General features: G+C 70.2%; 24 protein-coding genes. 12 read left to right on the top strand and 12 right to left on the bottom strand.

Going from position 1 to position 25,855, the window contains the following annotated elements; all coding sequences use genetic code 11:
- Nucleotides 1-34: 34 nt before the first annotated feature.
- Nucleotides 35-703, bottom strand: coding sequence for a TetR/AcrR family transcriptional regulator (locus ACK4LS_RS11835; RefSeq protein WP_409717344.1), 669 nt, complete (start codon nucleotides 701-703; stop codon nucleotides 35-37).
- Between the two features lie 107 nt (nucleotides 704-810).
- Between ACK4LS_RS11835 and ACK4LS_RS11830 the strand changes: the two genes are divergently transcribed.
- Nucleotides 811-2,292, top strand: coding sequence for an FAD-dependent oxidoreductase (locus ACK4LS_RS11830; RefSeq protein ID WP_409717342.1), 1,482 nt, complete (start codon nucleotides 811-813; stop codon nucleotides 2,290-2,292).
- Between the two features lie 171 nt (nucleotides 2,293-2,463).
- Here the strand turns inward: ACK4LS_RS11830 and ACK4LS_RS11825 are convergent, their stop codons facing one another.
- The 4 genes from ACK4LS_RS11825 to ACK4LS_RS11810 all read right to left on the bottom strand — a co-directional run bounded on the left by ACK4LS_RS11825 (nucleotide 2,464) and on the right by ACK4LS_RS11810 (nucleotide 10,479).
- Nucleotides 2,464-4,218, bottom strand: a complete 1,755-nt coding sequence (locus ACK4LS_RS11825; RefSeq protein WP_409717340.1) for an FAD-dependent oxidoreductase — start codon at nucleotides 4,216-4,218, stop codon at nucleotides 2,464-2,466.
- Nucleotides 4,211-6,322, bottom strand: a complete 2,112-nt coding sequence (locus tag ACK4LS_RS11820; protein WP_409717338.1) for a molybdopterin oxidoreductase family protein — start codon at nucleotides 6,320-6,322, stop codon at nucleotides 4,211-4,213. The genes ACK4LS_RS11825 and ACK4LS_RS11820 overlap by 8 nt, the downstream gene beginning before the upstream one ends.
- 4 nt (nucleotides 6,323-6,326) lie before the next feature.
- The gene (locus ACK4LS_RS11815; protein WP_409717336.1) at nucleotides 6,327-7,742 is read right to left on the bottom strand and encodes an MFS transporter; all 1,416 of its coding nucleotides are present in this window, start codon (nucleotides 7,740-7,742) and stop codon (nucleotides 6,327-6,329) included.
- A gap of 328 nt (nucleotides 7,743-8,070) precedes the next feature.
- Nucleotides 8,071-10,479, bottom strand: coding sequence for a hypothetical protein (locus ACK4LS_RS11810; RefSeq protein WP_409717334.1), 2,409 nt, complete (start codon nucleotides 10,477-10,479; stop codon nucleotides 8,071-8,073).
- Between the two features lie 572 nt (nucleotides 10,480-11,051).
- On the opposite strand from ACK4LS_RS11810, the gene ACK4LS_RS11805 reads away from it, so the two are divergent.
- Entirely contained in the window at nucleotides 11,052-11,309 is a 258-nt protein-coding gene (locus ACK4LS_RS11805; protein ID WP_409717332.1) for a nuclease, read from the top strand.
- A gap of 46 nt (nucleotides 11,310-11,355) precedes the next feature.
- Here the strand turns inward: ACK4LS_RS11805 and ACK4LS_RS11800 are convergent, their stop codons facing one another.
- The 3 genes from ACK4LS_RS11800 to ACK4LS_RS11790 all read right to left on the bottom strand — a co-directional run bounded on the left by ACK4LS_RS11800 (nucleotide 11,356) and on the right by ACK4LS_RS11790 (nucleotide 12,498).
- Entirely contained in the window at nucleotides 11,356-11,748 is a 393-nt protein-coding gene (locus ACK4LS_RS11800; protein ID WP_409717330.1) for an aldehyde dehydrogenase, read from the bottom strand.
- A 175-nt stretch (nucleotides 11,749-11,923) separates the two neighbouring features.
- Nucleotides 11,924-12,166: a DUF1653 domain-containing protein gene (locus ACK4LS_RS11795; RefSeq protein WP_409717329.1), complete on the bottom strand. Its 243-nt coding sequence runs from the start codon at nucleotides 12,164-12,166 to the stop codon at nucleotides 11,924-11,926.
- Nucleotides 12,163-12,498, bottom strand: a complete 336-nt coding sequence (locus ACK4LS_RS11790; RefSeq protein ID WP_409717327.1) for a hypothetical protein — start codon at nucleotides 12,496-12,498, stop codon at nucleotides 12,163-12,165. The genes ACK4LS_RS11795 and ACK4LS_RS11790 overlap by 4 nt, the downstream gene beginning before the upstream one ends.
- A gap of 176 nt (nucleotides 12,499-12,674) precedes the next feature.
- Between ACK4LS_RS11790 and ACK4LS_RS11785 the strand changes: the two genes are divergently transcribed.
- Nucleotides 12,675-12,977 (top strand): hypothetical protein, encoded by a 303-nt coding sequence (locus tag ACK4LS_RS11785; RefSeq protein ID WP_409717325.1) that lies wholly within the window; start codon nucleotides 12,675-12,677, stop codon nucleotides 12,975-12,977.
- 55 nt (nucleotides 12,978-13,032) lie between these two features.
- Here ACK4LS_RS11785 and ACK4LS_RS11780 read toward each other — a convergent pair whose 3' ends face one another.
- Entirely contained in the window at nucleotides 13,033-13,869 is an 837-nt protein-coding gene (locus tag ACK4LS_RS11780) for an NAD(P)H-hydrate dehydratase (RefSeq protein WP_409717323.1), read from the bottom strand.
- A complete protein-coding gene (locus tag ACK4LS_RS11775) occupies nucleotides 13,853-14,578 on the bottom strand; it encodes a histidine phosphatase family protein (protein WP_409717321.1) in 726 nt (241 codons plus the stop codon). Before ACK4LS_RS11775 ends, ACK4LS_RS11780 begins: the two co-directional genes overlap by 17 nt.
- A 149-nt stretch (nucleotides 14,579-14,727) precedes the next feature.
- Between ACK4LS_RS11775 and ACK4LS_RS11770 the strand changes: the two genes are divergently transcribed.
- Complete coding sequence (locus ACK4LS_RS11770; protein WP_409717319.1) at nucleotides 14,728-14,943, top strand: hypothetical protein; 216 nt, start codon at nucleotides 14,728-14,730, stop codon at nucleotides 14,941-14,943.
- 45 nt (nucleotides 14,944-14,988) lie between these two features.
- Here ACK4LS_RS11770 and ACK4LS_RS11765 read toward each other — a convergent pair whose 3' ends face one another.
- Nucleotides 14,989-15,489 (bottom strand): small multidrug efflux protein, encoded by a 501-nt coding sequence (locus tag ACK4LS_RS11765; RefSeq protein ID WP_409717317.1) that lies wholly within the window; start codon nucleotides 15,487-15,489, stop codon nucleotides 14,989-14,991.
- A 151-nt stretch (nucleotides 15,490-15,640) separates the two neighbouring features.
- On the opposite strand from ACK4LS_RS11765, the gene ACK4LS_RS11760 reads away from it, so the two are divergent.
- From ACK4LS_RS11760 to sucD, 4 genes are all read left to right on the top strand, one after another.
- Nucleotides 15,641-16,804: a sensor histidine kinase gene (locus tag ACK4LS_RS11760; RefSeq protein WP_409717315.1), complete on the top strand. Its 1,164-nt coding sequence runs from the start codon at nucleotides 15,641-15,643 to the stop codon at nucleotides 16,802-16,804.
- The gene (locus ACK4LS_RS11755) at nucleotides 16,801-17,403 is read left to right on the top strand and encodes a DNA-binding response regulator (RefSeq protein ID WP_409717313.1); all 603 of its coding nucleotides are present in this window, start codon (nucleotides 16,801-16,803) and stop codon (nucleotides 17,401-17,403) included. The genes ACK4LS_RS11760 and ACK4LS_RS11755 overlap by 4 nt, the downstream gene beginning before the upstream one ends.
- Before the next feature lie 180 nt (nucleotides 17,404-17,583).
- Nucleotides 17,584-18,747 (top strand): ADP-forming succinate--CoA ligase subunit beta, encoded by a 1,164-nt coding sequence (sucC, locus tag ACK4LS_RS11750; protein ID WP_409717311.1) that lies wholly within the window; start codon nucleotides 17,584-17,586, stop codon nucleotides 18,745-18,747.
- 39 nt (nucleotides 18,748-18,786) lie between these two features.
- The gene (gene sucD, locus ACK4LS_RS11745) at nucleotides 18,787-19,689 is read left to right on the top strand and encodes a succinate--CoA ligase subunit alpha (RefSeq protein WP_409717309.1); all 903 of its coding nucleotides are present in this window, start codon (nucleotides 18,787-18,789) and stop codon (nucleotides 19,687-19,689) included.
- Nucleotides 19,690-19,807: 118 nt separating this feature from the next.
- Here the strand turns inward: sucD and ACK4LS_RS11740 are convergent, their stop codons facing one another.
- Nucleotides 19,808-21,370, bottom strand: a complete 1,563-nt coding sequence (locus ACK4LS_RS11740; RefSeq protein ID WP_409717308.1) for an NCS2 family permease — start codon at nucleotides 21,368-21,370, stop codon at nucleotides 19,808-19,810.
- Between the two features lie 66 nt (nucleotides 21,371-21,436).
- On the opposite strand from ACK4LS_RS11740, the gene ACK4LS_RS11735 reads away from it, so the two are divergent.
- The 4 genes from ACK4LS_RS11735 to ACK4LS_RS11720 all read left to right on the top strand — a co-directional run.
- A complete protein-coding gene (locus ACK4LS_RS11735) occupies nucleotides 21,437-21,874 on the top strand; it encodes a nitroreductase family deazaflavin-dependent oxidoreductase (protein ID WP_409717306.1) in 438 nt (145 codons plus the stop codon).
- Nucleotides 21,875-22,235: 361 nt separating this feature from the next.
- Entirely contained in the window at nucleotides 22,236-24,815 is a 2,580-nt protein-coding gene (nirB, locus tag ACK4LS_RS11730) for a nitrite reductase large subunit NirB (protein WP_409717346.1), read from the top strand.
- Complete coding sequence (gene nirD, locus ACK4LS_RS11725) at nucleotides 24,812-25,291, top strand: nitrite reductase small subunit NirD (protein WP_409717304.1); 480 nt, start codon at nucleotides 24,812-24,814, stop codon at nucleotides 25,289-25,291. The genes nirB and nirD overlap by 4 nt, the downstream gene beginning before the upstream one ends.
- A partial coding sequence (locus ACK4LS_RS11720; RefSeq protein WP_409717302.1) for a bifunctional precorrin-2 dehydrogenase/sirohydrochlorin ferrochelatase occupies nucleotides 25,288-25,855 on the top strand: 568 nt, incomplete at its 3' end. The genes nirD and ACK4LS_RS11720, both read left to right, overlap by 4 nt.

The following is a 25,855-nucleotide window of genomic DNA, read 5'->3' as shown; positions in this document are numbered from 1 at the left end:
CCGGCGCCGCTGGGCGGTCGACGCCGGAGGGCGGCTACTCGCCCAGCGCCGCGCGCAGGCGCCGCGTGACCTCGGCGGCGGGCATGCGCCGGGGGAAGGCCGCGACCACCAGGTCGTCGCCGGCCGCGTCGTCGCCCTCGGGGTGCACCCCGTAGCGGCGCAGCACGTCGTCGAGCGCGCGGCGCAAGACGGATGCCGGCACCCGCGCGCCGCGCATCAGTCGACGCAGCACGTGATTGTGCACCGCCGTCACCAGGGCTGCGAAACCGACGGCATCCAGGGGGTCCAGGCCGGGAAGCGCTTCGCGCAGGTACTCGTCGAACAGGCGCTCGTAGCGGAAGACGGTGACGATCTCGCGGTCGCGGAGGCCCGGGATCTCGCGCACGACGACGTAGCGGCGGCGGGCCAGTTCGGGATCGGCGGCGAAGTGGCGGAACACCCGCACCGACGCCTCGCACACGGCCGCCCAGGGGTCCTCGTGCTGCTGCGCGAGGTAGGCCCGCGTCTCGGCGAGGAGCACCTCGTGATCGGCGAACACGACGTCTTCTTTGCCGCCGAACTGGCGGAAGAACGTCGAGCGCGACACCCCCGCGGCCTGCGCGATCTGCTCGACCGAGGTCTGGTCGTACCCGTGCTCGACGAAGAGGTCGATCGCCGCGGCGACGACGGCCGTGCGGCTCGGAGGGGGAGGGGCGTCGCTCACAGGGGAAGCCTAACCTCGCGACCCCCGGGGGCCGGAGGCGGCTAGACGAAACGGGCGGGCGAGGCAAGCGGATGCCAGTGCGCCCCCGCCCGCGATGGGATGGGCCCATGACCTCCCCCCTGTGGTTCCGTGACCAGCCGCCCGTCGAGGGCACGCCGTTCGAGCCGGGAGCGCATCACGACGTCGTCATCGTGGGTGCGGGGATCACGGGCCTTTCCACCGCGGTGATGCTCGCGGAGGCGGGCGTCGACGTCGCCGTGGTCGACGCCGGCCCGGTGGGGCAGGGGGCGACAGGCGCGTCGGTGGGCATGGCATCCCTGCTGCAGGGGACCACGCTGGCGATGCTGCGACGGCACCACCCGGCGACCCTGGTGCGGGCGTACGTGGATGCCAACCGCGCCGGGCAGGAGTGGCTCGCCGAGCGTGTCGGCGGCGCCGCCGACCGCCGCACGGCCTTCACCTTCGGCCGCGGGCTCGCGACCGACACGGCGCTCGACGCCGTGCGCGACGCGGCGCGCGAGGCGGGACTCCCGGTCCGCGAAGACGCCCCCGGCGACCTCGGCGGACGCACCCCCGTGCGTGCCCTCGCCCTCGAGGATCAGCTCGCTCTCGACCCCGTGCTGCTGACGGCCTCGCTCGCCCGAGCGGCGGTCGATGCGGGGGCCGTGCTGCACACCGGCGTGCGCGTGACCGACGTGCACGCGTTGCCCGCCGGGCGCGTCGACACCGACCACGGCCCCCTCTCGGGCGGCACCGTCGTGCTCGCCACGGGCACGCCCATCACGCGCCGTGGTCTGTACGACCTCAAGACGCGGGCGCTGCGCTCCTGGGCGATCGCCTTCGAGATGGAGGGGGATGCCGAGGCCCCCGGGGGCATGTGGAGTGAGGTCGGCGCCGAGGGACGCAGCGTCGTGGCGGCACCGTCGTCGTTCGGGCGGTCGGTACTGCTCGTCACCGGGGCGCGGCATCCGGTGGGGTCGGCGCGGTCGGAGGTCGCGCTCGCCGAGGGGCTCGCCGCGTGGGCGCGGCGCACGCTCCCCGTCGGCGCCGAGATCGCCCGCTGGTCGGGCCAGGACTATCAGTCGCACAACCTCGTGCCGTTCATCGGGGGGATGCCGCGCGGCCTCGGCCGCCTGCGTTTCGCCACCGGATACGCCGGATGGGGCCTGACCAACGCCCCGGCGGCGGCAATGCGGCTCACCGACGAGATCCGCGGGGTGTCGCGCGGCGACCGTCCGAAGTGGATGCGCACGATCGGCACGCGCATGACCGTGCCCGCCGACCTCGGCCGTGGGATCGGCGAGGCCACCCGTCGCATCGGTGTCGCGGCCTCGGCCCTGACGGGCGCGGTTCCGGCGCCGGTGAAGCGCCCCGCCGAGGGGGCCGGGCTCGTTTCCCGCCAGGGGCTGCGGACGGCCGCAGTCTCGACCATCGAGGGGCGCACGCGTGCGGTCGTGGCCCCCGCGCCGCTCACCTGGAACGATGCTGAGCGGTCGTGGGACAGCCCCGTCGACGGCTCGCGCTACGCCCCCGACGGTACGCGGCTCGAGGGTGCGGCATCCGTGGACCTGGGCGTGCGCGGGAGCTGACGAGGGAGTCTGCGCAGCTCCTGTTGCGCGGTGGTCGAGGGGTGGAGGCGTGCGGCCGTGCCGGACTCCGGAGAATCGGGCGCCGCGGGGGAGACGGCGCAGGCGACGGCGGCGTCGGGGCGGGTTTCTCCGGAGCGCGGCACGGCGAGGCCGCGGCCCGCGGCCCGGGAGTCACACCGGCACGGCCTCGCGCGCGAGCAGCTCGGTGATGCGGCCGACGCAGCCGCCGCAGCCGGTGCCGGCGCGGGTCGACGCCTTCACGCAGGCGACGGTGGGCTCCCCGGCGGTGACGGCGTCGCGGATCGCGCCGGCGCTCACGCCGTTGCACCAGCACACGGTCGCGTCGGCGGCGAAGGGGTCGCCGACGGCGGGCATCCCGGCATCCGGGGCGTCGAGACGCAGCAGGCTGGACCGGTCGGCGGGCAGCTCCGAGCCGCGCTCGAAGAGCAGGGTGAGCTCGGCGCCGGTGAGCGGCATCCCCACCGCGACGAAACCGGTCAGCACGCCGTCGAGCGTGATCAGTTTGACGTAGGCGCCCCGCGCGGGATCGGCCCACAGAGTCACCTGCGGAGCGCCGCAGCCGGCGGCGTGGACGGGGGCGAAGGGGTCGGCGTCGACCGCGCCTCCGGCGACGACGTCGATCCCCTCGGCCTTGAGCATGACGACCGCGGGGCGCTCCGGCGCAACGGGCGACGCCGAACCCGGCGATGCGGCACCGGGGGACGCCGAACCCGGCGATGCGGCACCGGGCGACGCCGCACCGGGCGACGCGGCCTCGGGAGAAACCGCCGCGCCAGAAGACGCCGCGCCCGAAGACGCCGCGCCAGAAGACGCCGCGCCAGAAGACGCCGCGCCCGAAGACGCCGTGGAAGCACGAGACGCCTCCGCCGAGAGCAGCGCTGCCAGCCGGTCGGCCTGCCGCCAGCCCGGGCCGATCAGCCCGCTGGGTCCGCCCGGCACGCGTCCGTCGGGGCCGGCGTCGGCGGGGTCGGCGACGTGCGCGCAGTCGCCGATCGCGAAGATCGCCGGATCGGTCCACGACCGCGACGACCCGTCGACCAGCACCCCGGCCGACACCGCGAGCCCCGCGAGGGCGGCCACCTCGGTGCGCGCTCCCACTCCGCACGACAACACGAGCAGGTCGCCCGCGAGCACCTGCCCGTCTGCGCAGACGAGGCCGTCGAACCACGCCTGGCCGCGGTCGTCGTAGCGCTGCACGATGCTCTCGGCGCGGGCGTGGTGCCGCATCTCGACGCCGGCGGCGGTCGCGGCGGCGGCGAGAACGCGTCCGCCGTTCTCGTCGAGCGTGCGGTTCATGGGCGCGGCGGAGTGGTGGGCCACGACCACCTCGGCACCCGCTTCGGTAGCGGCCAGGGCCAGCTCCATCCCCAGCACACCGGCGCCGAGCACGACGATCCGTTGCCCCGCCGCGACCGCGGCGCGCACGGGTTCGGCGTCGTCGAGGTTCCGCAGGGCCACCACCCCGCGGGGGAGGGGAGAAGCGCCCCGGTCGAGGGCTTCGGGCGCTCCCGGCGGTGCCGCGCGATGACGCTGCGCGCGCTCCAGCCCGGCGAGGGTCGGAACGTTCGCTCGCGCCCCCGTGGCGAGCACGAGCCGGTCATAGGGCAGACGGATGCCGTCGTACAGGCGCACCACCCGCCGTACGCGGTCGACGCCGACCACCGTCATCCCCCGCACGAACCGCGCACCCGCCTCTTCGGCGACGAGCCGGTCGCTCATATCGAGACCCGAGCGATCCATGCGCCCCACGGCATGTTCGGCCAGCAGCACGCGGTTGTAGACGTCGGAGGCCTCCGCGCCGATCACGGTCAGGTCGATCCGTCCCGCGCGCACGTCCGGGAGCAGTCCCTCTATGAGCCGCGCCCCCACGGGTCCGTAGCCCACCAGCACCACACGTTCAGGCATGCACGACCTCCTCGATCGACGCGGATCCGGCGGCGCCCCGTGAAGCCGTGGCATCCGGGATCGCCCGCAGCCGCACGCGCGTGCGCTTGAATTCCGGCATAGCCGACGTGGGGTCGACGATCGCCTCGGTGAGGCGATTCGCGCACTCGTCGCCGGCGTAGTGGAACGGGAGGAACACGGTGTCGTGGCGGATGTCGGTGGTCACGCTCGCCCGCGCCCGCACGATGCCGCGGTCGTTCGACACCGCGACGAGCATCCCCTCGCGGATGCCGAGCCCCGCCGCGGTCGCGGGATGGATCTCGAGCCGGGCTTCGGGGCGGGCGCCGTTCAGTTCGGCGACGCGCCTGGTCTGCGTGCCCGACTGGTACTGCTGCAGGTAGCGGCCCGTGGTGAGGGTCAGCTCGCCGGTGCGGTCGGCTGGCGTCGGGGGAGCGGCATCCACCGGCACGAGTCGCGCGCGGCCATCGACGTGCGCGAAGCGGTCGGTGAAGGGGCGCGGGGTGCTCTGGGAGCGGTACGGCCAGTACGCCTCGACGCCGGTGTCGAGCAGCGCGTGCGAGAGGCCGGAGTAGTCGGCGATGCCGCCCTCCGATGCGCGGGCGAGCTCATCGAACACCTCTGAAGGGTCGATCGACCACGTGGATGCCGCGCCCAGGCGCCGCGCGATCTCGGCCATGATCCACAGCTCGCTGCGGGCACCGTCGGGCCCGGGCAGCGCCTGCCGGCGGCGGATCACCCGGCCCTCGAGCGAGGTCATCGTGCCCTCCTCCTCGGCCCACTGCAGCACGGGGAGCACGATGTCGGCCAGGGCAGCGGTCTCGGAGAGGAAGAAGTCGCAGACGATGAGAGTGTCCAGCGCCCCGAGGTTCGCCCGCACGGCCTCGACGTCGGGCGCCGAGACGACGACGTTGGATCCGGCGACCAGCAGGGTCTTCACCGGCCCGCCGAGTTCGGCGAGCAGCGCGGTGGCCGGGATGCCGGCATCCGGGAGGTCATCGGCATCCACGCCCCACACCCCGGCGACGTGCCGGCGGGCTTCGGGGTCACGGATCGAGCGGTAGCCGGGCAGCTGGTCGGCTTTCTGCCCGTGCTCGCGGCCGCCCTGGCCGTTGCCCTGCCCGGTGAGCGTGCCATAGCCCGAGCCCTCGCGGCCGACGAGACCGAGGACGAGGGCGAGGTTGATGGCGGCGGTCGCGGTTGCGGTGCCGTCGACGTGCTGCTCGACGCCGCGTCCGGTGAGGATGTATGCCCCGCGGGCGGCGAGGCGCCGCGCGGTCTGCCGCAGCAGCGCCACCGGGACTCCCGTGGTGGCCGAGGTCCGCTCGGGCCACCACACGGAGACCGACCGTCGGACGGCGTCGAACCCCGTCGTGCGCTCCTCCATATAGGAGCCGTCGGCGAGTCCCTCGCTGATCACGATGTGGGTCAGGCCGAGGAGGAGCGGCAGATCCGTGCCGGGCGCGGGCTGCAGGTGGGTGCCGGCGCCGTCCTCGGTGAGACGTGCGGTGGCGGAGCGGCGCGGGTCGACGACGATCAGCCCTCCCTTCGCGCGGGCCCCGGAGAGGTGCGCGAGGAACGGCGGCATGGTCGCTGCGACGTTCGAGCCGAGAAGCAGGATCGTGTCGGCGTCGTCGAGGTCGGTGACGGGGAAGGGCAGGCCGCGGTCCATCCCGAAGGCCCGGTTGGATGCGGCCGCCGCCGACGACATGCAGAACCGGCCGTTGTAGTCGATGCGCGAGGTGCCGAGCGCGACGCGGGCGAACTTGCCGAGCTGGTAGGCCTTCTCGTTCGTCAGGCCTCCGCCCCCGAAGATCGCGTTGGCGTCGGGACCGTGGCTCGCCTTGGTCTCGCGGAACGCCGCGGCGACGGCATCCAGAGCCTCGTCCCACGTGACTTCGGCGAAGGTTCCGTCGGGGCCTTTGCGCAGTGGCATCCGGAGTCTTTGGGGGGATGCCAAGAGCTCCGCCGACGTCCAGCCCTTGGTGCACAGCCCTCCCCGGTTGGTGGGGAAGTCGCGGCCCGTGACCGTCGTCGCACCTTCGTGGGTGACGGTCATGGCGCACTGCAGCGCGCAGTAGGGGCAGTGGGTGTCGGCGGAGCTCATGGCGTCAGATCCGGGTTCCGGTTTTCTTGGACATCGTCAGGTATACGCCGGCCGTGATCGCGAGGAACAGCACGTAGGCGCCGACGAAGCTGCCGAGGGCGGGCACGTAGGAGCCGAAGGTGGTCTTCGAGAAGCCCAGCACCTGCGGGATGAAGAAGCCGCCGTAGGCGCCGATCGCCGAGATGAGGCCCAGGGCGGCGGCGGCCTTGCGCTGCGCGCCGATGCCGCCGTTGGAGCGGAGGGCGAAGATCGTCGGGATCATGCGGTAGGTCGAGCCGTTGCCGATGCCGGCGGCGGCGAACAGCACGAGGAAGCAGAGCAGGAAGGCGGTGAAGTTCTGCAGCGGCAGGGTGAGGATCACGCTCAGGATGCCGAGACCCATCACCGTGAACGCACCGATGGTGATGACCGTGCCACCGAAGCGGTCGGCGAGCTTGCCGCCGTACGGGCGGGCGAGCGAGCCGACGAGGGCGCCGAGGAAGGCCAATGTCACGGTGGCGGAGCCGATGGTGAAGCCCGTGAAGTCGGGGAAGGTGTCGGCGAGGAGCTTCGGGAAGACGCCCGCGAAGCCGATGAACGAGCCGAAGGTGCCGATGTAGAGCGCCGACATGATCCACAGGTGCGGCTCTTTCAGAGCGGCGAGGGATGCCGTGATGTCGGCCTTCGCGCTGGAGAGGTTGTCCATGCGGAAGTACGCGCCGACCATGGCGACGACGATGAGCGGCACCCAGATGAGACCCGCGAGCGGCAGGTTGAGGGTGGCGGCGGCGCCGACGGTGATGACGATCGGCACGACGAACTGTGCCACCGAGGCGCCGAGGTTGCCGCCGGCGGCGTTGAGCCCAAGAGCGTAACCCTTCTGCGCGGCGGGGTAGAAGAACGTGATGTTCGCCATCGAGCTGGCGAAGTTGCCTCCGCCGAAGCCGGCGAGGGCGGCGATGAGCAGCAGCACGCCGAAGGGGGTCGCGGGGTTCGATACCGCGATGGCGAGGCCGATGCTCGGGATGAGCAGCAGGCCCGCGGAGACGATGGTCCAGTTGCGTCCGCCGAAGCGCGGGACCATGAACGTGTAGGGGATGCGCAGCGTCGCGCCCACCAGGCTCGGCATGGAGATGAGCCAGAAGATCTCACCGGTCGACAGTTGGAAGCCCGCCGCCGGCAGCGAGACGACGACCACTGACCACAGCTGCCAGACGACGAACCCGAGGAACTCGGCGAAGATCGACCACCGCAGGTTGCGGGAGGCGATGGCCTTGCCTTCCCCGGCCCACTGGGTGGCGTTCTCGGGGTTCCAGTTGTCGATCCACCGGCCGGGGCGGTGGACGAGCTCTGAGCTCGCGGTGGTCGAGTCGGTGCTCTGCGCGGTCGTTGCGGCGGACGGCGCCGTTGCGGTTTCGGGGCGCGGGTCGGTGACGGTCACGGGATCCTCCGGTGGGCGATGCGGGGGAGGTGCAGCGCCCCGCATGGGCGGGACGTGCCGCCAGCGTAGGGAGGGGGGATTACCCGGGACGACGTGGGGTGGGGCGGGGAGGTAACGACTGTCTCACCCGGGCGGAGGGGGCGGGAGAGGGGGAGTTTACGTGGGCGTTACATGAGGGGCGGGGCTGCGGTGGACGAGTGAATTATGACTGACTATCGGCGTCGCGTCATTGGGACCTGAACCAGTGGTTCGGCCCCGGGCGCCGAACGCGACGGTCCTTTCGATGATCCTGCCGAGGAGAATCAGTCAGGCGGGCGCCGGAGGGTCGCTAGCCCGCAGCGACGTCAACATCCGTGTCGTGGGAGGGCTGCTCTTCGGCCGACGGCGTACCGGGACTGCTTCGCCGGCGCCGCGGGTAGCGGGTCCACATCTCTGAAAACTCACTGTCGTAGCGACGTGTGAATCGCAGCACTTCATTGGGATCTCCAAAGCTCGCGGCCCGCAGGAGATACTGGGGTTCGGTCAGCGACGGTAGACCCATCCAGTCCAGCGTGGTCGGCCTCGCGAATGCGTGTTCGTAGCTCCTAGGGCCGGAGAAATCGTGTCTGCTCTGACCCCAGCGGTCAGTCGTAACTGAAGCCGGCGTGAACAGTAGACGGCAAAAGCCGAGGTTTTCGATGCGAGTAATGCTCTGCCTCACGGCCTCGAGCGCCCGCTCGATCTTTGAGATGTCGGGGGCGGTCCGGCGATAGTGTGCATAGTCGTTGCGCACGCTATGGACTTCGGCTTCTGCCATCGTCTGGGCGATTAGCTTCAGTCCGTCGACGATTCGGTCTTGGCTGGGCCCTGATAAATCCAGGAACGGAACGGTCGAACGCAGTATGAAACGTTTTAGGTCGGTCTTTCCGTCGTAAGACGGGAACTCCTCTGTAGGTCTTAGGTAATGCTCGGGGTTCTTACGACAGGTCTCTAAGTGCTTGGCGAGGATTCGAAACCCCTCAATCAGGTTTCGGAGCTCGACGCGCTCGCCTGTGTAATCCGGGGCATGCGGCCGTTCAGCAGGCGCGCCGCCCACAGCGCTTTGAAGCAGTGCAAGCCCCTCTGCCCGATCTTCATAATCGTCGTACGCGAACGGGGCATCGTTCCTGGTGTGATCCACCAGGAGCGCCCAGCTTGTGAAAGCAAGCGAGTCGATGATCAGGCCCTCGAGCTGTGTGAAATATGGGCCAGCGGCTTCCAAGAACCGCTCGGAGTTTCCGATTGACGAGGATTGCGTGAGTGCCCACAGGCGTTCATGCTGTCGCCAAAAGTCTCGGTGGGGATCTTCGTCGGTGTGGGTCGGGAAGCCCAACTTCCATAGGAGCGCCTCGACCAGTTCGCTATCGGGGAGTTCCGAATCGCTGTCGATTCCGACCTCGTGGCAGGCCGTGATCATGTTTGTCTTGCGGGCGAGAACCAACCGCTCCAGCGCTTCTTGAGGTGCTCGGGTCTGGAAGAAGTGTTCAAGCTTCTCGTCAAGATCCTCGATGTCGATACCGCGCAGTTGCCACTCGAGTTCCTGCACATCGGATTCGGGGTCGCGTAGGTACAGCTTGTTGAGCAGGCGGCGTTCCCGAAGGATTGCCAACCCTGGGTCGTCCGAAATGAAACGGACGCCGTGATGGCCGAGCTCCGCATGGAGACGAAAGGCGCCTGACCTCGTGTTTCTATTGATAACCGGTCGTCGGATGTCACCCCGGGGCACCTTGATAACTCCCTCACGCACAAGCTCGTCGATTGCGGATGCGAGTGAATCTTCGGCCGCCACTAGACAAATTTGAAGAAGTTCTGACCGCGCCATGCTGGCGGTTGCAGTTTCCGCTGAGCCAATCGTCGTGAAAGTAGAAACCGCCTCCCTCAGCTCCCCGCGGGTCGAGTCAAGCGCTTTACTTGTGAGCGCTCGGAGTTCCCGGTCGGACAGGGTGTCGCCGATGAGCGGGAGTAGGACCCCGGCCCTTTGGTCACCGTACTGAGCGGCCGAAAGGCCACTGAGGTCTTCCGCGAATGCCCACCAATCTGCTGGCTCCTCAGTGAGGCCTTGAAGGTAAAGCTCAAGTTTGTCGCGGTCTCGGTTGATGGTCGCGCTTTGCCCCGTTTGGAGTGCGACGGGGTGAATGGCCTGGCATGTCGGGACTGCACAGTGATATGCGGCGACACGTCGACGGCCAGGGATGCTCCTGTGGCTCAGGCTACGTCGGAGGCCGTACGGGCCCACCGTGAAGGACCCATACTGGACCACGCCTTTCGGGAGTTTGTTAAGCAGACGAAGGGTCTCTTCGTTCGTCAGAACATCCTTTTCGTCCTCGTATAGCTCCGCGTAGGCGTCGTAGAGGTCTCGCCCCCATGTGTAGGGAAACCGGATTGAACCCTCGAACACCTCGGTTTGAATGGCACTTGCTAGCCGGTCAACATCCGTTGCGTCGACGTCTATGAACAGCTCATCGTGTCCGATGGTGAGCGCACACATGAGACGCGCGTCCTTCGCGTTGACCTTCTCTTTGCGCGTGAGGCGGTCGAGTACGACGTTGCCGGCGGGGGTCAGCTTGATTGCCGCGTTTGATTCATCCGGCACCACGAAGTCGTCAGGGATGATGCAATCGCCAAGTATTTCGACGAGGTCGCATATGTCGAGGTATCGCGATCGCCACTTGACGTCGCCATAAGCCAGTTTTAGTTCATCTACGGTGCGCCCGCCCATAGCCCCCCCCAAAGGTCCTCCGTCGGAGCGTAGCGTTTGCCGAGCCACCTGCCAACGCCGCCCGGGGTAGTGGCGCGCGGGGGCCGCCCGGACACTCACTCGAGGGGTGCCTTGTGCCCGCCTCAAGGACGATGGTGAGATTTTAGCGAGTTCGGCAATTGGGCGCGTTGCGTGTTCCGTCGCGCGCGCTCACGCTTCAGTCGGAGCGCTTCGCAGGCCATGGAGGTGCGAATGCGACTGACATCGTCGGGGCGGTTCCGAGTGAAGACTGCTCGTGGAGCTGTCAGTAAACTGACATAACCATGACTATCGGCATGAGCGCTGCTCTAAAAGTCGCGGCTCGTGCGGCCCGGTGGATTCCGCTTGTAGAAGCAATCGTCCGATTGCCTCGGATGTGCCGTCCCTGAAAACGGATGAGGCGGTCGGACCAACCGGAAGGGCCGCATCTGGCCGTTCCAGTGCACAACGCTGGATAGTCGCCATGGTGTTACGCCCCACTACGCCCCGGATCGCCCGCCCACTCGGCATCCCATAGCTTCATCTCACCAACCCCTCCGAAGGCAGGTGAAGCCATGTCCCGCACGATCTCGTCGACAGTCCACCCGATCCAGCGCTGCATGGCAGCCTCGAACCCCTCCGCGTGGTGGGACGGCCTCGTCGTCGCCGCGGATGGCGCGACGGTGACCGTCGCGCTGCTGAACGGCACGACGGTGGAGCTGCTGATCGTCGGCCCCTGTGTCGACATCGCAGTGGGGGAGCCCATGGCCTACCACCCGGTTGCGGAACTGCTCAGCGCATCGGCAATCCTCACGACCGCACGCGCCGTATAGCCGAGCGGCCGCCGACGAACGTCAGCGGCCGCTCGAAGAGGAGAACTCAGGCAGACATCGAGGCCATCATGGCCTCGCACTTCATGACCATGTCGTCGCAGGCCATCGCGCAGTAGCGGCACATCTCGTCCATGTCACCGTGTGCGCGGCACTCGGCGGCGCAGGCCTTGCCCATGGTCATGCAGGCGGTCATCATGGCGCTCATCACGTCCATGTTCATCCCGGCCGGACGCATCATCATGTGCATCGTCGCCTGGGCCATCTCGACCATGTTCGAGCACATAGCGCAGCACGTCGCCATCTCGGCGCCGTGCATCATGTCGCTCCCGGCGCACATCGCCGCGGCCATCGCGCAGGCGTTCAGCGATTGCATGCATTCCTGCATGGCATCCATGTCCATGGTCATCTCGCCCATGTCCATCGACTTCATCATGGCCATCGTGTCCATTGCTTCTCCCGTGTGCTCGTCGTGACGGAGGAACCGGATGCCGCGGAGGGACTCCGGCGTACCGGCGATGCTACGCCGCTCTCGGTGACGGCCGACAGGGTCTCGCAGGAGGCTGCGCAGTTCGCCGGCGACCTGTCACCACGCAACGCCTGGGGGTCGGGGGAGCCTACGCGATGCGCCGGAACCGCGGCCCCGAGTAGCCGTCGCGCTCCACGCTCTCGGTGAACATCCCCACCGGACGCACCCAGTGCGAGTAGTCGTCGTAGAGCTTGCGGTACGAGACGAAGACCTCGTCGGTCTCCGAGTGCGTCGTGATGCCGAAGACCTCGTATCGCTGGCCTTTGAAGTGCTCGTAGACGCCCGGTTCCACCGTCACACCGACCGGCTCCTCGCGATCGGGAACGCTCACGCGGCGGCTGCGTCTGTGCGCGACTGCAGGTACTCGCAGAGTCTGCCCGTCGTCAGCAGTTCCTCGCCGAGAGCGATGAGGTGGCCACCCGAGAGGGGGAACTCACCGGATCGTTCCGTGAGCGCCGCCGTCCATTTCCGGTCGCAGTCGACGTTCAGATAGATCGACGCGGGGCCGTGGTTCAGATGGATCGCGACGATTCCGGATTCGAGGTGCTCGGGCTCTTCCTGCGGGAGCACGCGCACGGTCGCGTGGGCGACGTGGTCGTGCTTCTCGTAGTCGGCGACCCACTCGGTGATTTCAGCGAAAGCCGGGCGGCTGGAGCACGTCATGTTCTGAGACTAGTTGCTCGAACGACCGCCCTCTGCGACCTCGGCGGGGTGGCGCGCGCGCAGTGATCGCTCGGAATGCGCAAGGTTGCGACCGTCGCGCGCAACCCCCATTTTTTACATGCCGTTTCCGGGTGATACTTCGTCGCACTGTTCGCTGGCACGCAAAGGAGCGGCCGATGTTCGGATCGAAGGATGCGACGCCTCAGGCGTCGTGGAAGCGCGTGGACGACGACTTCGTGCTCGGCGCGTGCTCGCGGCGGTTGTTCGGCTACCTGAGCCGGGATGCCGAGGGCGTCTGGACCGCGTTCGATGACGACGCTCGGTCGGTGGCGGTCAGCCCCGATCTGCCCGAGGCCAAGGCCGCGCTGTGGGACGACCACGGCTCCGTCCACGCGGGGGAGTGCGAGCCTCCCGTCGGCAAATGGTGGCATCGACCGATCCGAGGGGCGCGGGAGCGGCTTGTCGTGACCTCGCGCTGACCGGCCGTCGTCGTCGGGCTCTCGTCGCCGTCGTGGCGCCGTAACGCCACGACGGCTATCGGCTGTCGTGGAGCACGGCGGTCAGCTCGGCGGGGAGGTCGCGCGCGAGGAAGCCGACCCCGGCCCGCTCGGTGAGACGGTCTCCCGCGCGGGCATGCGTCCAGCCGCCCCACACCGCGGCCCGCTCCGGTTGCATGCCGAGGGCGGCGAAGCCGGTGATCGCCCCCGACAGCACATCTCCGCTCCCGGCGGTGCCGAGCCCTGACCCCCCGGGCTCCGCGCGCCAGGTGCGTCCGTCGGGAGAAGCGACGGTGCCGAAGCAGTGCACGACGGCGGAGTAGCGCCGAGCGATCTCTGCGACGTCGACCGCGCGGTCGTCGCCGAGCTCGCGTTCGAGGAGCAGGGCGGCCTCCTCCTCGTTCGCGTTGATGAGCAGGTCCGTCGGCAGGAGGCCCCGATCGAAGTCCGGCAGGATGCCGAGCGCGAAGGCGTCGAGCACGAGTCGACTCACGTCGGCCGCGGCCACCGTGCGCAAGGCCGCGCGGGTGGCATCCGGATCGTCGAAACCCGGTCCGAGGAGGACGGCGTCGGCCGACTCCACGGCGGAGCGGAGGGCGTCATCGAGCGCGTCGTCTTCGGGCGGGAAGAGGTAGATGCCGGCTTCGGGCATCGCCGCTCCGAGGTGCGGCGCGAGGTCGGCGGGTACGGCCAGGCCCACTCGGCCCGCGCCGACGCGCAGAGCGGCCTCGCCCGACAGCAGCACGGCGCCGGGCGAGCGCGACGAGCCACCGACGACGACGACCTGGCCGCGGGACTTCTTCGATCCGCCGGGGTCGGGCAGGCCCCACTCCTTCAGCAGAGACAGCGTGACGTCTTCAGTCGTGGGGGGCATCGTCTTCTCCGGAGTGGACGGTCACGTCGGCGCCTTCGCCGACGAGGTGGTCGACGGCGGAGAAGGTCTCGAGTCGCCAGCCGCCGTCGGTGCGCACCAGCTCGGTCACCGAGGCGTTGCGCACCGTGTGATCGGAGGTGAAGTCGAGCAGCTCGGCCTCGTCCATCGGCAAGAGCACGTAGAGCATCAGCATGATCACGGCGTCGTGGGCGACGACGAGCACGCTCGGCGTCGGCCGGTCCAGCGCCTCGCCGAGGAACGATCGGAGGCGCAGGGCGACATCGGCCCACGATTCACCCCCCGGCGGCCGGTGGAAGAACTTGCCGAGGTGGCGTCGGCGCGCGGCCTCCTCCGGGTGCAACTCCTGCACGCCGCGCGTCGTCAGCAGGTCGAGGATGCCGAGTTCGCGGTCGCGGAGGCGTTCGTCGACCCCCGTGGCGGCCGACACGGGTGCATCCTCGAGCGCGATCGACAGTGTCTGGCGCGCGCGACGATACGGCGACACCCAGCACTCGTCGATCGGGGCATCGAGCGATTCGAGCCACGAGCGCAGCGCGCGGGCCTGCTCCCGGCCGACGGGGGAGAGCTCCACGTCGGCGTCGCGGGTGTCGAGGCGGATGACCGGGGAGCCGGATCTCTCCGCCTCGGACGCCGCGACGTTCCCTTCGCTTTCACCGTGCCGGACGAGCCAGAGTCGAGTCACTGCCATGACCGCACGCTAAGCCGGGAGGCGCCGTCGGTGCGCGGGCGTTGACAGCGGTGCGCAGCGGCGATCACGGTGCGCCCGCCTCCGACACTCGTCGCCCTCGAGCGAGGCGAAGCCGATAGGTTCTGAGCAACCGAACAAGGAGTCCGATCGTGACCGACCACACCGCCGCCCCCTCCACCGTCCGCCAGTGGCTCAAGGCCTTCTACGGCGCGCTCGCCGGGGCGCTGGGGTACATCATCGCGGAGCTGATCATGCAGCACGACACCACGTGGATCCTGCCCGGAGCGATCGGCATCCTGGTCGTTCTGACCCCGATCATCTTCGCCATCAACCGTCATGGCGGTCGTCGCGGCTCGAACCGGTAAACGCCTCGAGCGCGACGCGTCAGCCCCGCCGCGCCCCGGCGGCCCTCACGCGACCGCGCGGATCACGCCCGTGATGATGAGGGTGATCACCGTGGTCCACAGCACGATCGCGGCGGCCTGCCACGCGATCACCCGCACGGGCGGCACGCCGGTCGAGGTGAGCGCGGCCGCGGTGAACTGCGTGGGAAGAAGCAGCGGGCCGAGCAGGCTGACTCCCGGCGTTCCGTAGCGGTGGTAGGCCTTCTCGAACTTCTCGCGGCGGGCCGAGGTCGGCTTCTCGGTGCCGCCGCGGCGGGTGGTGACGGCGGTGCGGACGCGTGAGGTCGCCAGCACGACGATCGCGACGCAGAGGAGGTTGCCGACGGCGCCGGCGAGGGCCGCGACGACCGGGTGGATCCCGCCGATGATCCCGATCGCGGCGGCGCCCTCGCCCTCGATGAACGGGACGGCGCCGGCGAGGGCGACGATCAGCGGCTGGACGAGTTCGGGCACGTCGGCCACGAGGCCCTGAAAACCGAGGACGAGGTCGGAGAGGGGGTTCGACATGACTGCTCCTGGGGGAATGAGCGCGGCGTGTTCCGCGGTAATCCCATCCCACCCGCGGCCGCCTTCTCGCGGCAGTGCCGCCGTGTCATGAGCTGACGGGAGGATGCGAGCGGCCACCCATGACGAATGTCACGGCCGTACAGTGGCCGGGGTGAGCACTCCCGCCGCCGCCTACGCCCGTGATGTGCGCGCCACCTGGTGGTACACGGTGTCGTCGATCATGTTCCTCCACATCTTCGCCGCGCTCGTCTGGTCACTGGTGGTTTTCGTCGACGCACCGACGCCCGCGGTCGTGCTGAATCTGATCGGAGCGGCCGGATCGGTGGCATCAGCGGTGCTCCTGCTGGTGCACTACCGCCGCGAACCGCTCGACGACTCCGACGACTCCGCTCGTCATCGCGTCTGGCCCCTGGTGCTGCTGGGCGTCGTCTCGGCCGCGCTGATGGGGGCGAGCGCCGGATCGCTGCTGCTGGGCGTCGGGTTCACGGCGCAGACGCTGTGTCTGGTGCGGTGGCGCAACGGCATCCGGCTGCGGCTCGGGCTTCTGCTGCTCGCCGTGGTGGTCGCGGTCTGGATCGTGGATGCCGTGCACCTCAATCCCGGCGGATACGGGCCGGCGATCTTCGCGCTTCCCTTCTTCGTCGCGATACTCGCTCCGCTGACGGCGTTCTCGCTCTGGTGGTGGGACATCGTGCGCGAACTCGATCGCGCGCGCCGCGCCGAGGGGCGGCTGGCCGCGGCCCAGGAGCGGCTGCGCCTCGCGGGCGATCTGCACGACCTGCAGGGCCACCACCTGCAGGTCATCGCGCTGCAGCTCGAGCTCGCCGAGAAGATGATGACGCGCGACCCCGAAGCCGCGGTCGAGCAGGTGCGCGCGGCCCGCGCGAGCGTCGACGAGGCGCGACGCGGCACCCGCGATCTCGCCGCCCGGTTCCGCGGCGTGCCCTTGCCCGACGAACTCGCCAACGCCGCCGACCTGCTGCGCGCCGCGGGCCTCACGGTCAATCTGCTCGTCGACACCGAGGCCGCTCTCGCTCCCGCCGACGTGCTGGGGCCGGTCGTGCGGGAGTCCACCACCAACGTGCTCAAGCACGGTGGTGGGGCGTCGGCATCCCTCTCGCTCGCCCGGCACCAGGGCTCGTGGGTGCTCGTGGTCGAGAACGACGCGCGCGGTGCGGCCTCACCGGTCGGGGACGGTGCCGGCCTCGACGGGATCGCCGACCGCGTGGGCGCAGTGGAGGGGACGATGGATGCCACCCGCCTCGGCGACCGTTTCCGTCTCACCGTTCGCGTGCCCGAGGGGGTGACGGCATGATCCGCGTGCTGATCGCCGACGACGAGGACATGATCCGCACGGCCCTCGCCGCCCTGCTTCGGCTCGAGGACGACCTCGAGGTCGTGGCGGAGTGCCGCGACGGCGAGAGCGCGCTCGCCGAGGCCGAGCGTCTTCGACCCGACGTGTGCCTGCTCGACCTCGAGATGCCCGGACTCGACGGCGTCGACACCGCCGCGAGGATCCTGCGCCGCGTGCCGTCGCGCTGCGTCATCGTCACGCGCCACGCGCGGCCCGGGGTCCTGCGGCGCGCGCTCGGTGCGGGCGTCGACGGGTTCCTGCCCAAGTCGCGCCCCGCGGATGACGTGGCGGCGGTGATCCGCGAGGTCGCCGCGGGGCGTCGCTACGTCGACCCCGAGATCGCCGCCGATGCGTTGAGCGACGAACGCAGCCCCCTCACCGACCGCGAGCTCGACGTGCTGCGGGCGGGGGCCCGGGGCGAAACCGTCGCCGAGATCGCGTCGACGCTGCACCTGTCGGCCGGGACGGTGCGCAACCACGTGTCGTCGGTGCTCGGCAAGCTCGGGCTCGCGAGTCGCCAGCAGGCGACGATCCACGCGCGCGAGCGGGGCTGGATCTGACGCCGCGGACCGTCGACGACCGCCCCGACGGAGCTCCGGTCCAGTGGCATCCCTTCCTTCGAAGGGGCAAGGGTCGGGGCCGTCCAGCCCCGTCTAGTAGGGTGGACGACTGGCGAAGATCTCTTGATATCGAGAGATATCGCCTCCTCCCACCACCGATCGCCCAGCGAAGGATTGTCCGTGGATCTCTACGAGTACCAGGCACGTGATCTGTTCGAAAAGTACGAGGTGCCGGTGCTCGCCGGCATCATCGCCGACACCCCTGAGGAGGCGAAGGCGGCCGCTGAGAAGCTCGGTGGTGTCGTCGTCGTCAAGGCTCAGGTCAAGACCGGAGGTCGCGGCAAGGCCGGCGGCGTGAAGGTCGCGAAGAACCCCGACGAGGCGTTCGAGGCCGCCCAGGCCATCCTCGGCCTCGACATCAAGGGTCACGTCGTCAAGCGCGTGATGGTCGCCGCCGGCGCCCGCATCGCCAAGGAGTTCTACTTCTCGGTGCTGCTCGACCGGTCGAACCGCTCCTACCTGTCGCTGTCGAGCGTCGAGGGCGGCATGGAGATCGAAGAGCTCGCGGTCGAGCGCCCCGAGGCCCTCGCGCGCATCGAGGTCGACCCGATCGAGGGCATCACGCCCGAGAAGGCCCTCGAGATCGCCAAGGCCGCGAAGTTCGACGACGAGCTGGCGCCCAAGGTCGCCGACGTCTTCGTCAAGCTCTTCGACGTCTACAAGGGCGAGGACGCCACCCTCGTCGAGGTGAACCCCCTCATCCAGAGCGAAGACGGCGACATCATCGCCCTCGACGGCAAGGTCTCGCTCGACGAGAACGCCGGCTTCCGCCACCCCGACCACGAGGCGCTGGAAGACAAAGACGCGGCCGACCCCCTCGAGGCCAAGGCCAAGCAGCACGACCTCAACTACGTCAAGCTCGACGGTCAGGTCGGCATCATCGGCAACGGCGCGGGTCTGGTCATGTCGACCCTCGACGTCGTCGCCTACGCCGGCGAGAAGCACGGCGGCGTCAAGCCCGCCAACTTCCTCGACATCGGCGGCGGCGCCTCGGCGACCGTCATGGCCGCCGGTCTCGACGTCATCCTGGGCGACGAGCAGGTCAAGAGCGTCTTCGTCAACGTCTTCGGCGGTATCACCTCGTGCGTCGCCGTGGCCGAGGGCATCGTCAAGGCGCTCGAGATCCTGGGCGACACCGCGACCAAGCCGCTCGTCGTGCGTCTCGACGGAAACCAGGTCGAGGAGGGCCGCGAGATCCTCGCCGCCGCCAACCACCCGCTCGTCACCCTCGCCGCCGGTATGGACGAGGGCGCCGACAAGGCCGCCGAACTGGCGAACGCCTGAGCCGCGCCGCTTCGGAACACGGAACTAGGAACTAGGACTATGTCGATCTACCTCAACAAGGACTCCAAGGTCATCGTTCAGGGCATCACCGGCGGCGAAGGCACGAAGCACACCGCCCTCATGCTCAAGGCCGGCACCCAGGTCGTCGGCGGCGTGAACGCGCGCAAGGCCGGCACCACGGTCACGCACAAAGACGCCTCCGGCAACGACGTCGAGCTGCCCGTCTTCGCCTCGGTCGAGGAGGCCATGCGCGAGACCGGCGCCGACGTGTCGATCGCGTTCGTGCCCCCGGCCTTCACGAAGGACGCGATGGTCGAGGCCATCGACGCCGAGATCCCCCTCCTCGTCGTGATCACCGAGGGCGTGCCCGTCGGCGACACCGCCGAGGCGTGGGCCTACGCGAAGTCGAAGGGCGAGAAGACCCGCATCATCGGCCCGAACTGCCCCGGCATCATCACGCCCGGCGAGGCGCTCGTGGGCATCACGCCCGCGAACATCACCGGCAAGGGCCCGATCGGCCTCGTGTCGAAGTCGGGCACCCTGACCTACCAGATGATGTTCGAGCTGCGCGACCTCGGCTTCTCGACCGCCATCGGCATCGGCGGCGACCCGGTCATCGGCACGACGCACATCGACGCCCTCGCGGCGTTCGAGGCCGACCCCGAGACCAAGGCGATCGTCATGATCGGCGAGATCGGCGGCGACGCCGAGGAGCGCGCGGCGGCCTTCATCGAGGCCAACGTGACCAAGCCGGTCGTCGGCTACGTCGCAGGCTTCACCGCCCCCGAGGGCAAGACCATGGGCCACGCCGGCGCCATCGTCTCCGGCTCGGCCGGTACCGCGCAGGCGAAGAAGGAGGCCCTCGAGGCCGCCGGCGTCAAGGTCGGCAAGACGCCGTCCGAGACGGCCGCCCTCATGCGCGAGATCATCGAGAGCCTGTAAGCAGCGCTCTCTTCAGGGCCCGGATGCCACGGCATCCGGGCCCTTTCGCGTTCCCGGCGCGGGTGACCCGGCTTCGCCGAGATGACCCGGCTTCGCCGAGATGACGCGGCATTCGGGGTCATCCCGCGTGGTCTCGGCAACCGCGAGTGATCTCGGCGTTCTCCGCACGGCCGCGGACGCAGAAGGGGCCCGGTTGCCCGGGCGTCCCGGCCCCCGCCGCGCACCGGGCGCCGCCGAGCAGAGCCTCGACGGGGCCGCGCGCGAAGAAGATCACGAAGCCGGCGGCGACGATCCACAGCAGCGGGCTGACGCGACGGGCGCGGCCGGACAGTCCCTGGATCAGCACCCAGCTGACGAAGCCCGCGCCGATGCCGTTGGCGATGGAGTACGTGAGGGGCATCACGGTCACCGTCAGGAACACCGGGATGAGCACCGACATGTCGCTCAGGTCGACGTGGCGGATCTGGCCCATCATCAGCGCACCGACGATGACCAGCGCCGCGGCCGCGATCTCGGTGGGGACGATGCTCGTCAGCGGCGTGAAGAACATCGCGAGCAGGAACAGGCCGCCGGTGATGACGTTGGCCAGGCCTGTGCGCGCGCCCTCGCCGATGCCGGAGCCCGACTCGATGAACACCGTGTTCGACGACGAGGAGGTCGCGCCTCCGGCCACCGCACCGATGCCCTCGATCACCAGCGCCGAGCGCAGGCGCGGGAACGTGCCGTCGGGGGCGGCGAGGCCCGCTTCGCGCGAGAGGCCGGTCATCGTGCCCATCGCGTCGAAGAAGTTGGTGAAGACGAGCGTGAAGACGAGCATGAGCGCGGCGAGAGCGCCGATACGGCCGAACGAGCCGGCCAGGTCGACCTGTCCGACGAGGGAGAGGTCGGGCAGGCTCACCCACTGCGACGGGAGGGTGGGCACGCTCAGTCCCCAGCCGCCGGGGTTGCCGTCGGCCTTGGCCCCCAGGCGCATGATCGCCTCGACGATCACGGCGATGACGGAGCCCGACAGCAGACCGATGAGCAGGGCGGCCTTGACCTTGCGTACCAGCAGCACGGCGGTGATGACGAGGGTGAGCACGAACAGGGCGGTCGGAATGGTGGCGATCGAGCCGCCCACGCCGAGACCGACCGGGGGAGAACTCAGGCCGGTCGAGGTGACCAGGCCGCTGTCGACGAAGCCGATGAAGGCGATGAACAGGCCGATGCCCACGGTGATCGCCGTCTTGAGGGCGAGCGGAACGGCCTCGAAGATCATGCGGCGAAGACCCGTGACCGCCAGCAGCACGATGATGAGGCCGTTGATGACGACCAGGCCCATCGCCTCGGGCCACGTGACCTCTCCGACGATGCCGACGGCGAGGAACGAGTTGATGCCCAGGCCCGCGGCGAACGCGAACGGCAGGCGCGTGACGAGCCCGAACAGCATCGTCATGACACCCGCGGTGAGCGCGGTGACCGCGGCGACCTGCGGGAAGCCGAGGGCGTTGCCGGCGACGTCGGGCGTCCCTGACAGGATGATCGGATTCAGGATGACGATGTACGCCATCGTGACGAAGGTCACAACGCCGCCGCGCACCTCGGCGCCGACGGTCGAGCCGCGGGCGGTGATCTCGAAGAACCTGTCGAGGCGGTTCTTCGGGGCGGGGGCGGCGGTGGTCTCGGGAGCGGAAGCGCTCATGAAGGCTCCAAGAAACGGGGGAGGGGTCTGGACCGGAAGGGGAGACGCCGACGTATCGTGGGAGACATGTCGCTCTCAGGAGAGTATCTGCCCAGCACCAGCGAATGGGCCCGTCAGCAGGCCGAGACGTTCGAGGCCTCGGGAGGCCAGGAGTCCGCCGAGCTGCGGGGCGTACCCATCATCGTCCTCACCACCGTCGGCGCCAAAACGGGGGGTCTGCGCAAGACCGCCCTCATGCGCGTCGAGCACGACGGCAAGTACGCGGTCGTGGCGTCCAAGGGTGGGGCTCCGGAGCACCCCGCGTGGTTCTACAACCTCGTGAAGAACCCGCGTGTCGCCCTTCAGGACGGCGACGTGAAGAAGGAGTACGACGCGCACCAGGCCGAGGGAGCCGAGCGCGAGGAGTGGTGGGGCTACGCGACCGAGGTCTGGCCCGACTACGACGAGTACCAGAAGAAGACCGAGCGTCGCATCGAAGTGTTCGTGCTGGAGCCGGTCGACTGATCGCTGCCGGTGGCCCGGGGGGACTCGGCCACCCGGTGCGAGGTGCGTGAGAACGGCGCGGGTCCGGTCGCGCGGTTCGCATGGCCCGTCGGTGTCCAGGGGTCCCGGACGGTTCTCGAAGCCGTCCGGGTGGTGTGGACACGCGGCGAGGGGAATGGGGCGGGGGAGAGACCCCGGAGGCGGGGAAACCTCACAGGGGCGAGGGGGCCGCGTGAGGGAAACGTTCGCCGAGGGAAACGCCGGGGCGACGGGCGGGGAAACCTCCGCTGCTTAGCGTCGGGACATGGCCCGCTCGAACCTCGCAACCGGAACGAAACACGCCGCTGACGCCGCGGCAAAGTCCGCCGCATACGGTGACGGCATGCTCCACCCCGCGTCATCCGGCTCCGTCGTGGTGGTGGGCGCCGGGATGGTCGCGCACCGCTTCGTCGAGAGCCTGACCAGCCGCGACACCGAGGGGCGGTGGACCGTCACGGTCCTGGGTGACGAGGCGCGCGGCCCCTACGACCGCGTGGGGCTCACCGGGTACTTCACCGGCAGGAGTCCCGACGATCTCGCACTCGATCCGGCCGTGCTCGCCCACGAGCGCGTGCGGGTGACGACCGACGCGCGAGTGACGCGCATCGACCGCGAGCAGCGCACGGTCACCACCGCGGGCGGATCCACCCACGCCTACGACCGTCTCGTGCTCGCCACGGGCTCGTACGCCGCGCGCCTCGCGCTCGACGGCTTCGACCACCGCGGCTGCTTCGTCTACCGCACGCTCGACGACGTCGTCGCGATGCGCGAGTGGGTGGCGGTGCGTTCGGCGCAGCTGGGGCGGCCGCTGCGTGGTGCGGTCGTGGGCGGCGGACTGCTGGGACTCGAGGCCGCGGGAGCGCTGCAGGCCGAGGGCGTCTCGCCGTTCGTGCTGCAGTCCAGTGAGCGGCTGATGTCGGCCCAGCTCGACCTCGGCGGCGGCCGCGCGCTGCAGCGTCTCATCGAGGCGCGCGGCATCGAGGTGCGCACGGGGGCCGTGACGACCCGGGTGGATGCCGACAAGAGCGGCGCCGTGTGCGGCCTCGAGTTGCGTGACGGCACGTGGGAGCCCGTCGACATCGTCGTGTTCACCGTCGGCGTGCGCCCCCGCGACGACCTCGCCCGCACCGCCGAGCTGCGGGTCGACCCCCGCGGCGGGGTCGTGATCGACGCGGGCTGCGACACCTCCGACCCGTCGATCCTCGCGATCGGCGAGGTCGCCAGCTTCGACGGCCGATGCATCGGTCTCGTCGCCCCCGGCTACGCGATGGCCGAGGTCGCCGCCACCCGCCTGCTCGGCGGCGAGGCGGCCTTCCCCGGCTTCGACACCTCGGCCAAGCTGAAGCTGTCGGGGGTCGAGGTCGCGAGCTTCGGCGACGCGTTCGCCGAGACGCCGAACGCCCTCGACGTCGTCTACGCCGACCCGGTGTCGGGCGTGTACAAGAAGCTCGTCCTCAGCGACGACGCCCAGACCCTGCTCGGCGGCATCCTCGTCGGCGACGCCTCCGCCTACACGGCGTTGCGCCCGCTCGTCGGCCGCGCGCTCGGCGCAGACCCGGCCGCGTACCTCCTGCCCGAGGGGCTCGCGACGGCCCCGCAGGGCGACCTGCCGGCGGATGCCATCGTGTGCTCGTGCAACGGCGTCACCGCCGGCACCGTGCGCGACGCGGTCACCGAGCACCAGTGCGCGGATGCCGCCGAGGTCAAGGCCTGCACGAAGGCCGGGGCGGCGTGCGGTTCGTGCTTCACGCTCGTGAAGAAGCTCGTCGCGACCGAGCTGGCGGCATCCGGGAAAGACGTGTCGAACGGGCTGTGCGAGCACTTCTCCTTCACGCGCGCGCAGCTGTTCGACGCCGTGCGGGTGTCGGGGCTGCGCACCTTCACCGCGATCGTCGAGCGCTTCGGCACCGGACGCGGCTGCGACATCTGCAAGCCGGCGCTCGCCAGCATCCTCGCCAGCCTCTACGCGGGCCACGTGCTCGACGGGGAGCTCGCGACGATGCAGGACACCAACGACCACGTCATGGCCAACATCCAGCGCGACGGCAGCTACAGCGTGGTCCCGCGCATCCCGGGCGGGGAGATCACGCCCGAGGGGCTCGTGGTGATCGGCCAGGTCGCGCGGGACTTCGGGCTGTACACGAAGATCACCGGCGGTCAGCGCATCGACCTGTTCGGCGCCCGTCTCGATCAGCTGCCCGACATCTGGAAGCGCCTGGTCGACGCCGGCTTCGAGTCGGGTCACGCCTACGGCAAGTCGCTTCGCACCGTGAAGTCGTGCGTCGGCTCGACGTGGTGCCGCTACGGCGTGCAGGACTCGGTGGGAATGGCCGTGCAGCTCGAGCTGCGATACCGCGGCTTGCGCTCACCGCACAAGCTCAAGTTCGGCGTCTCGGGCTGCGCGCGCGAGTGCGCCGAGGCGCGCGGCAAAGACATCGGGGTGATCGCGACCGAGGCCGGATGGAACCTCTACATCGGCGGCAACGGCGGCTTCACGCCGCGGCACGCGGTGCTGTTCGCCGAGGGCCTCGACGACGAGGGGCTGCTGCGAGCGATCGACCGGTTCCTGATGTTCTACATCCGCACCGCCGACCGGCTGCAGCGCACCGCCCCGTGGGCACAGGAGTACGAGGGCGGGCTCGAGGCGCTCAAGGCGGTGGTGTTCGACGACAGCCTCGGCATCGCCGACGACCTCGACCGGGCCATGGCCTCGCACATCGACGCGTACGAGGACGAGTGGGCGGCGACGCTCGCCGACCCCGAGAAACTCAAGCGCTTCCAGAGTTTCGTCAACGCCCCCGACACCGCCGACCCCTCGCTCGCCTACGTCGCCGAGCGCGGCCAGGCCCGCCCCGCCACGGCGGAGGAGCGGTCATCGGGCGCGGTGCTCATCGGCGGCACGACGTTGGCGGTGCGCTCATGACGATCCTGGGCGCCGCGGGAACGGATGCCGTGAGCGTGGATGCCGCGGGCACGGGTGCCGCCCGCGCCGGTGCGGCGGGCGCGGGTGCCGTGGGCACGCCCGCCGGCTGGACGCGCATCTGCCGCGTGGACGACCTGCTCGTCGAGCGGGGCGCGGCCGCCCTCGTGGGGGATCGGCAGATCGCGCTGTTCCGCACGTTCGACGGGCGACTGTTCGCCACCGATCAGATCGACCCCTACAGCGGGGCGGCCGTGCTCTCGCGCGGCATCGTCGGCGACCGGGCGGGCGTGCCCACCGTGGCATCCCCGATGTACAAGCAGGTGTTCGACCTGCGCACCGGCGCGTGCCTGGACACCCAGGGCAAGGACCCGCTCGGGGTGCGGGTGCACCCGGTCGCGGTGACCGACGGCGACGTGTTCGTCAGAATCGCCCCCGCGGCGCCCGCCGCGGACGGCGCGGAAGGAGACCCTCGATGATCGCTCTGGCCGGACTCGATCTCACCGATCGCCTCGTCGTGTGCGTCGGCGCGGGTGCCGTCGCCGAGCGCCGTGTCGCGCGCCTGCGCGCCGCCGGCGCGCGCGTGCGCCTCGTGGCCCCCGTCGCGACGCCGGGTCTCGCCGCGCTCGCCGCCGCCGGCGACGTCGAGTGGCGCGAACGCGCGTTCGACGCCGCCGACCTCGACGACGCCTGGTTCTGTCACACCGCGACGGGATCGGCATCCGTCGACGCGTCCGTCGTCGACGCCGCCGAGGCGCGGCGCGTGTGGTGCGTCAACGCCGGTCACGGCGGCAAGGGCACCGCGCGCCTGGCCGCCGAGACCACCAGCGGCGACGTCATGGTCGGGGTGGTCTCCACCGCCGGCGCCGACCCGCGCCGCACGGTCGCCGTGCGCGACGCCATCGCCCAGCGCCTCGCCGAGGGCGCCCTCCCGCTCCGCCGCCGACGCCCCCCCCGTGTTGGGTGCGTGGCGCGGGGGGGGGGGGGGCCCCGCCCCACCCACCTGTTGTCCGGGGGCGCCCCCGCCCGGCAGGGCGAGGCCG

This window comes from Microbacterium sp., from assembly GCF_046295495.1.
Classification (GTDB): Bacteria; Actinomycetota; Actinomycetes; order Actinomycetales; family Microbacteriaceae; genus Microbacterium.
The sequence above is the reverse complement of the archived record's forward strand: the minus strand, read 5'-3'. Positions and strand labels throughout refer to the sequence as shown.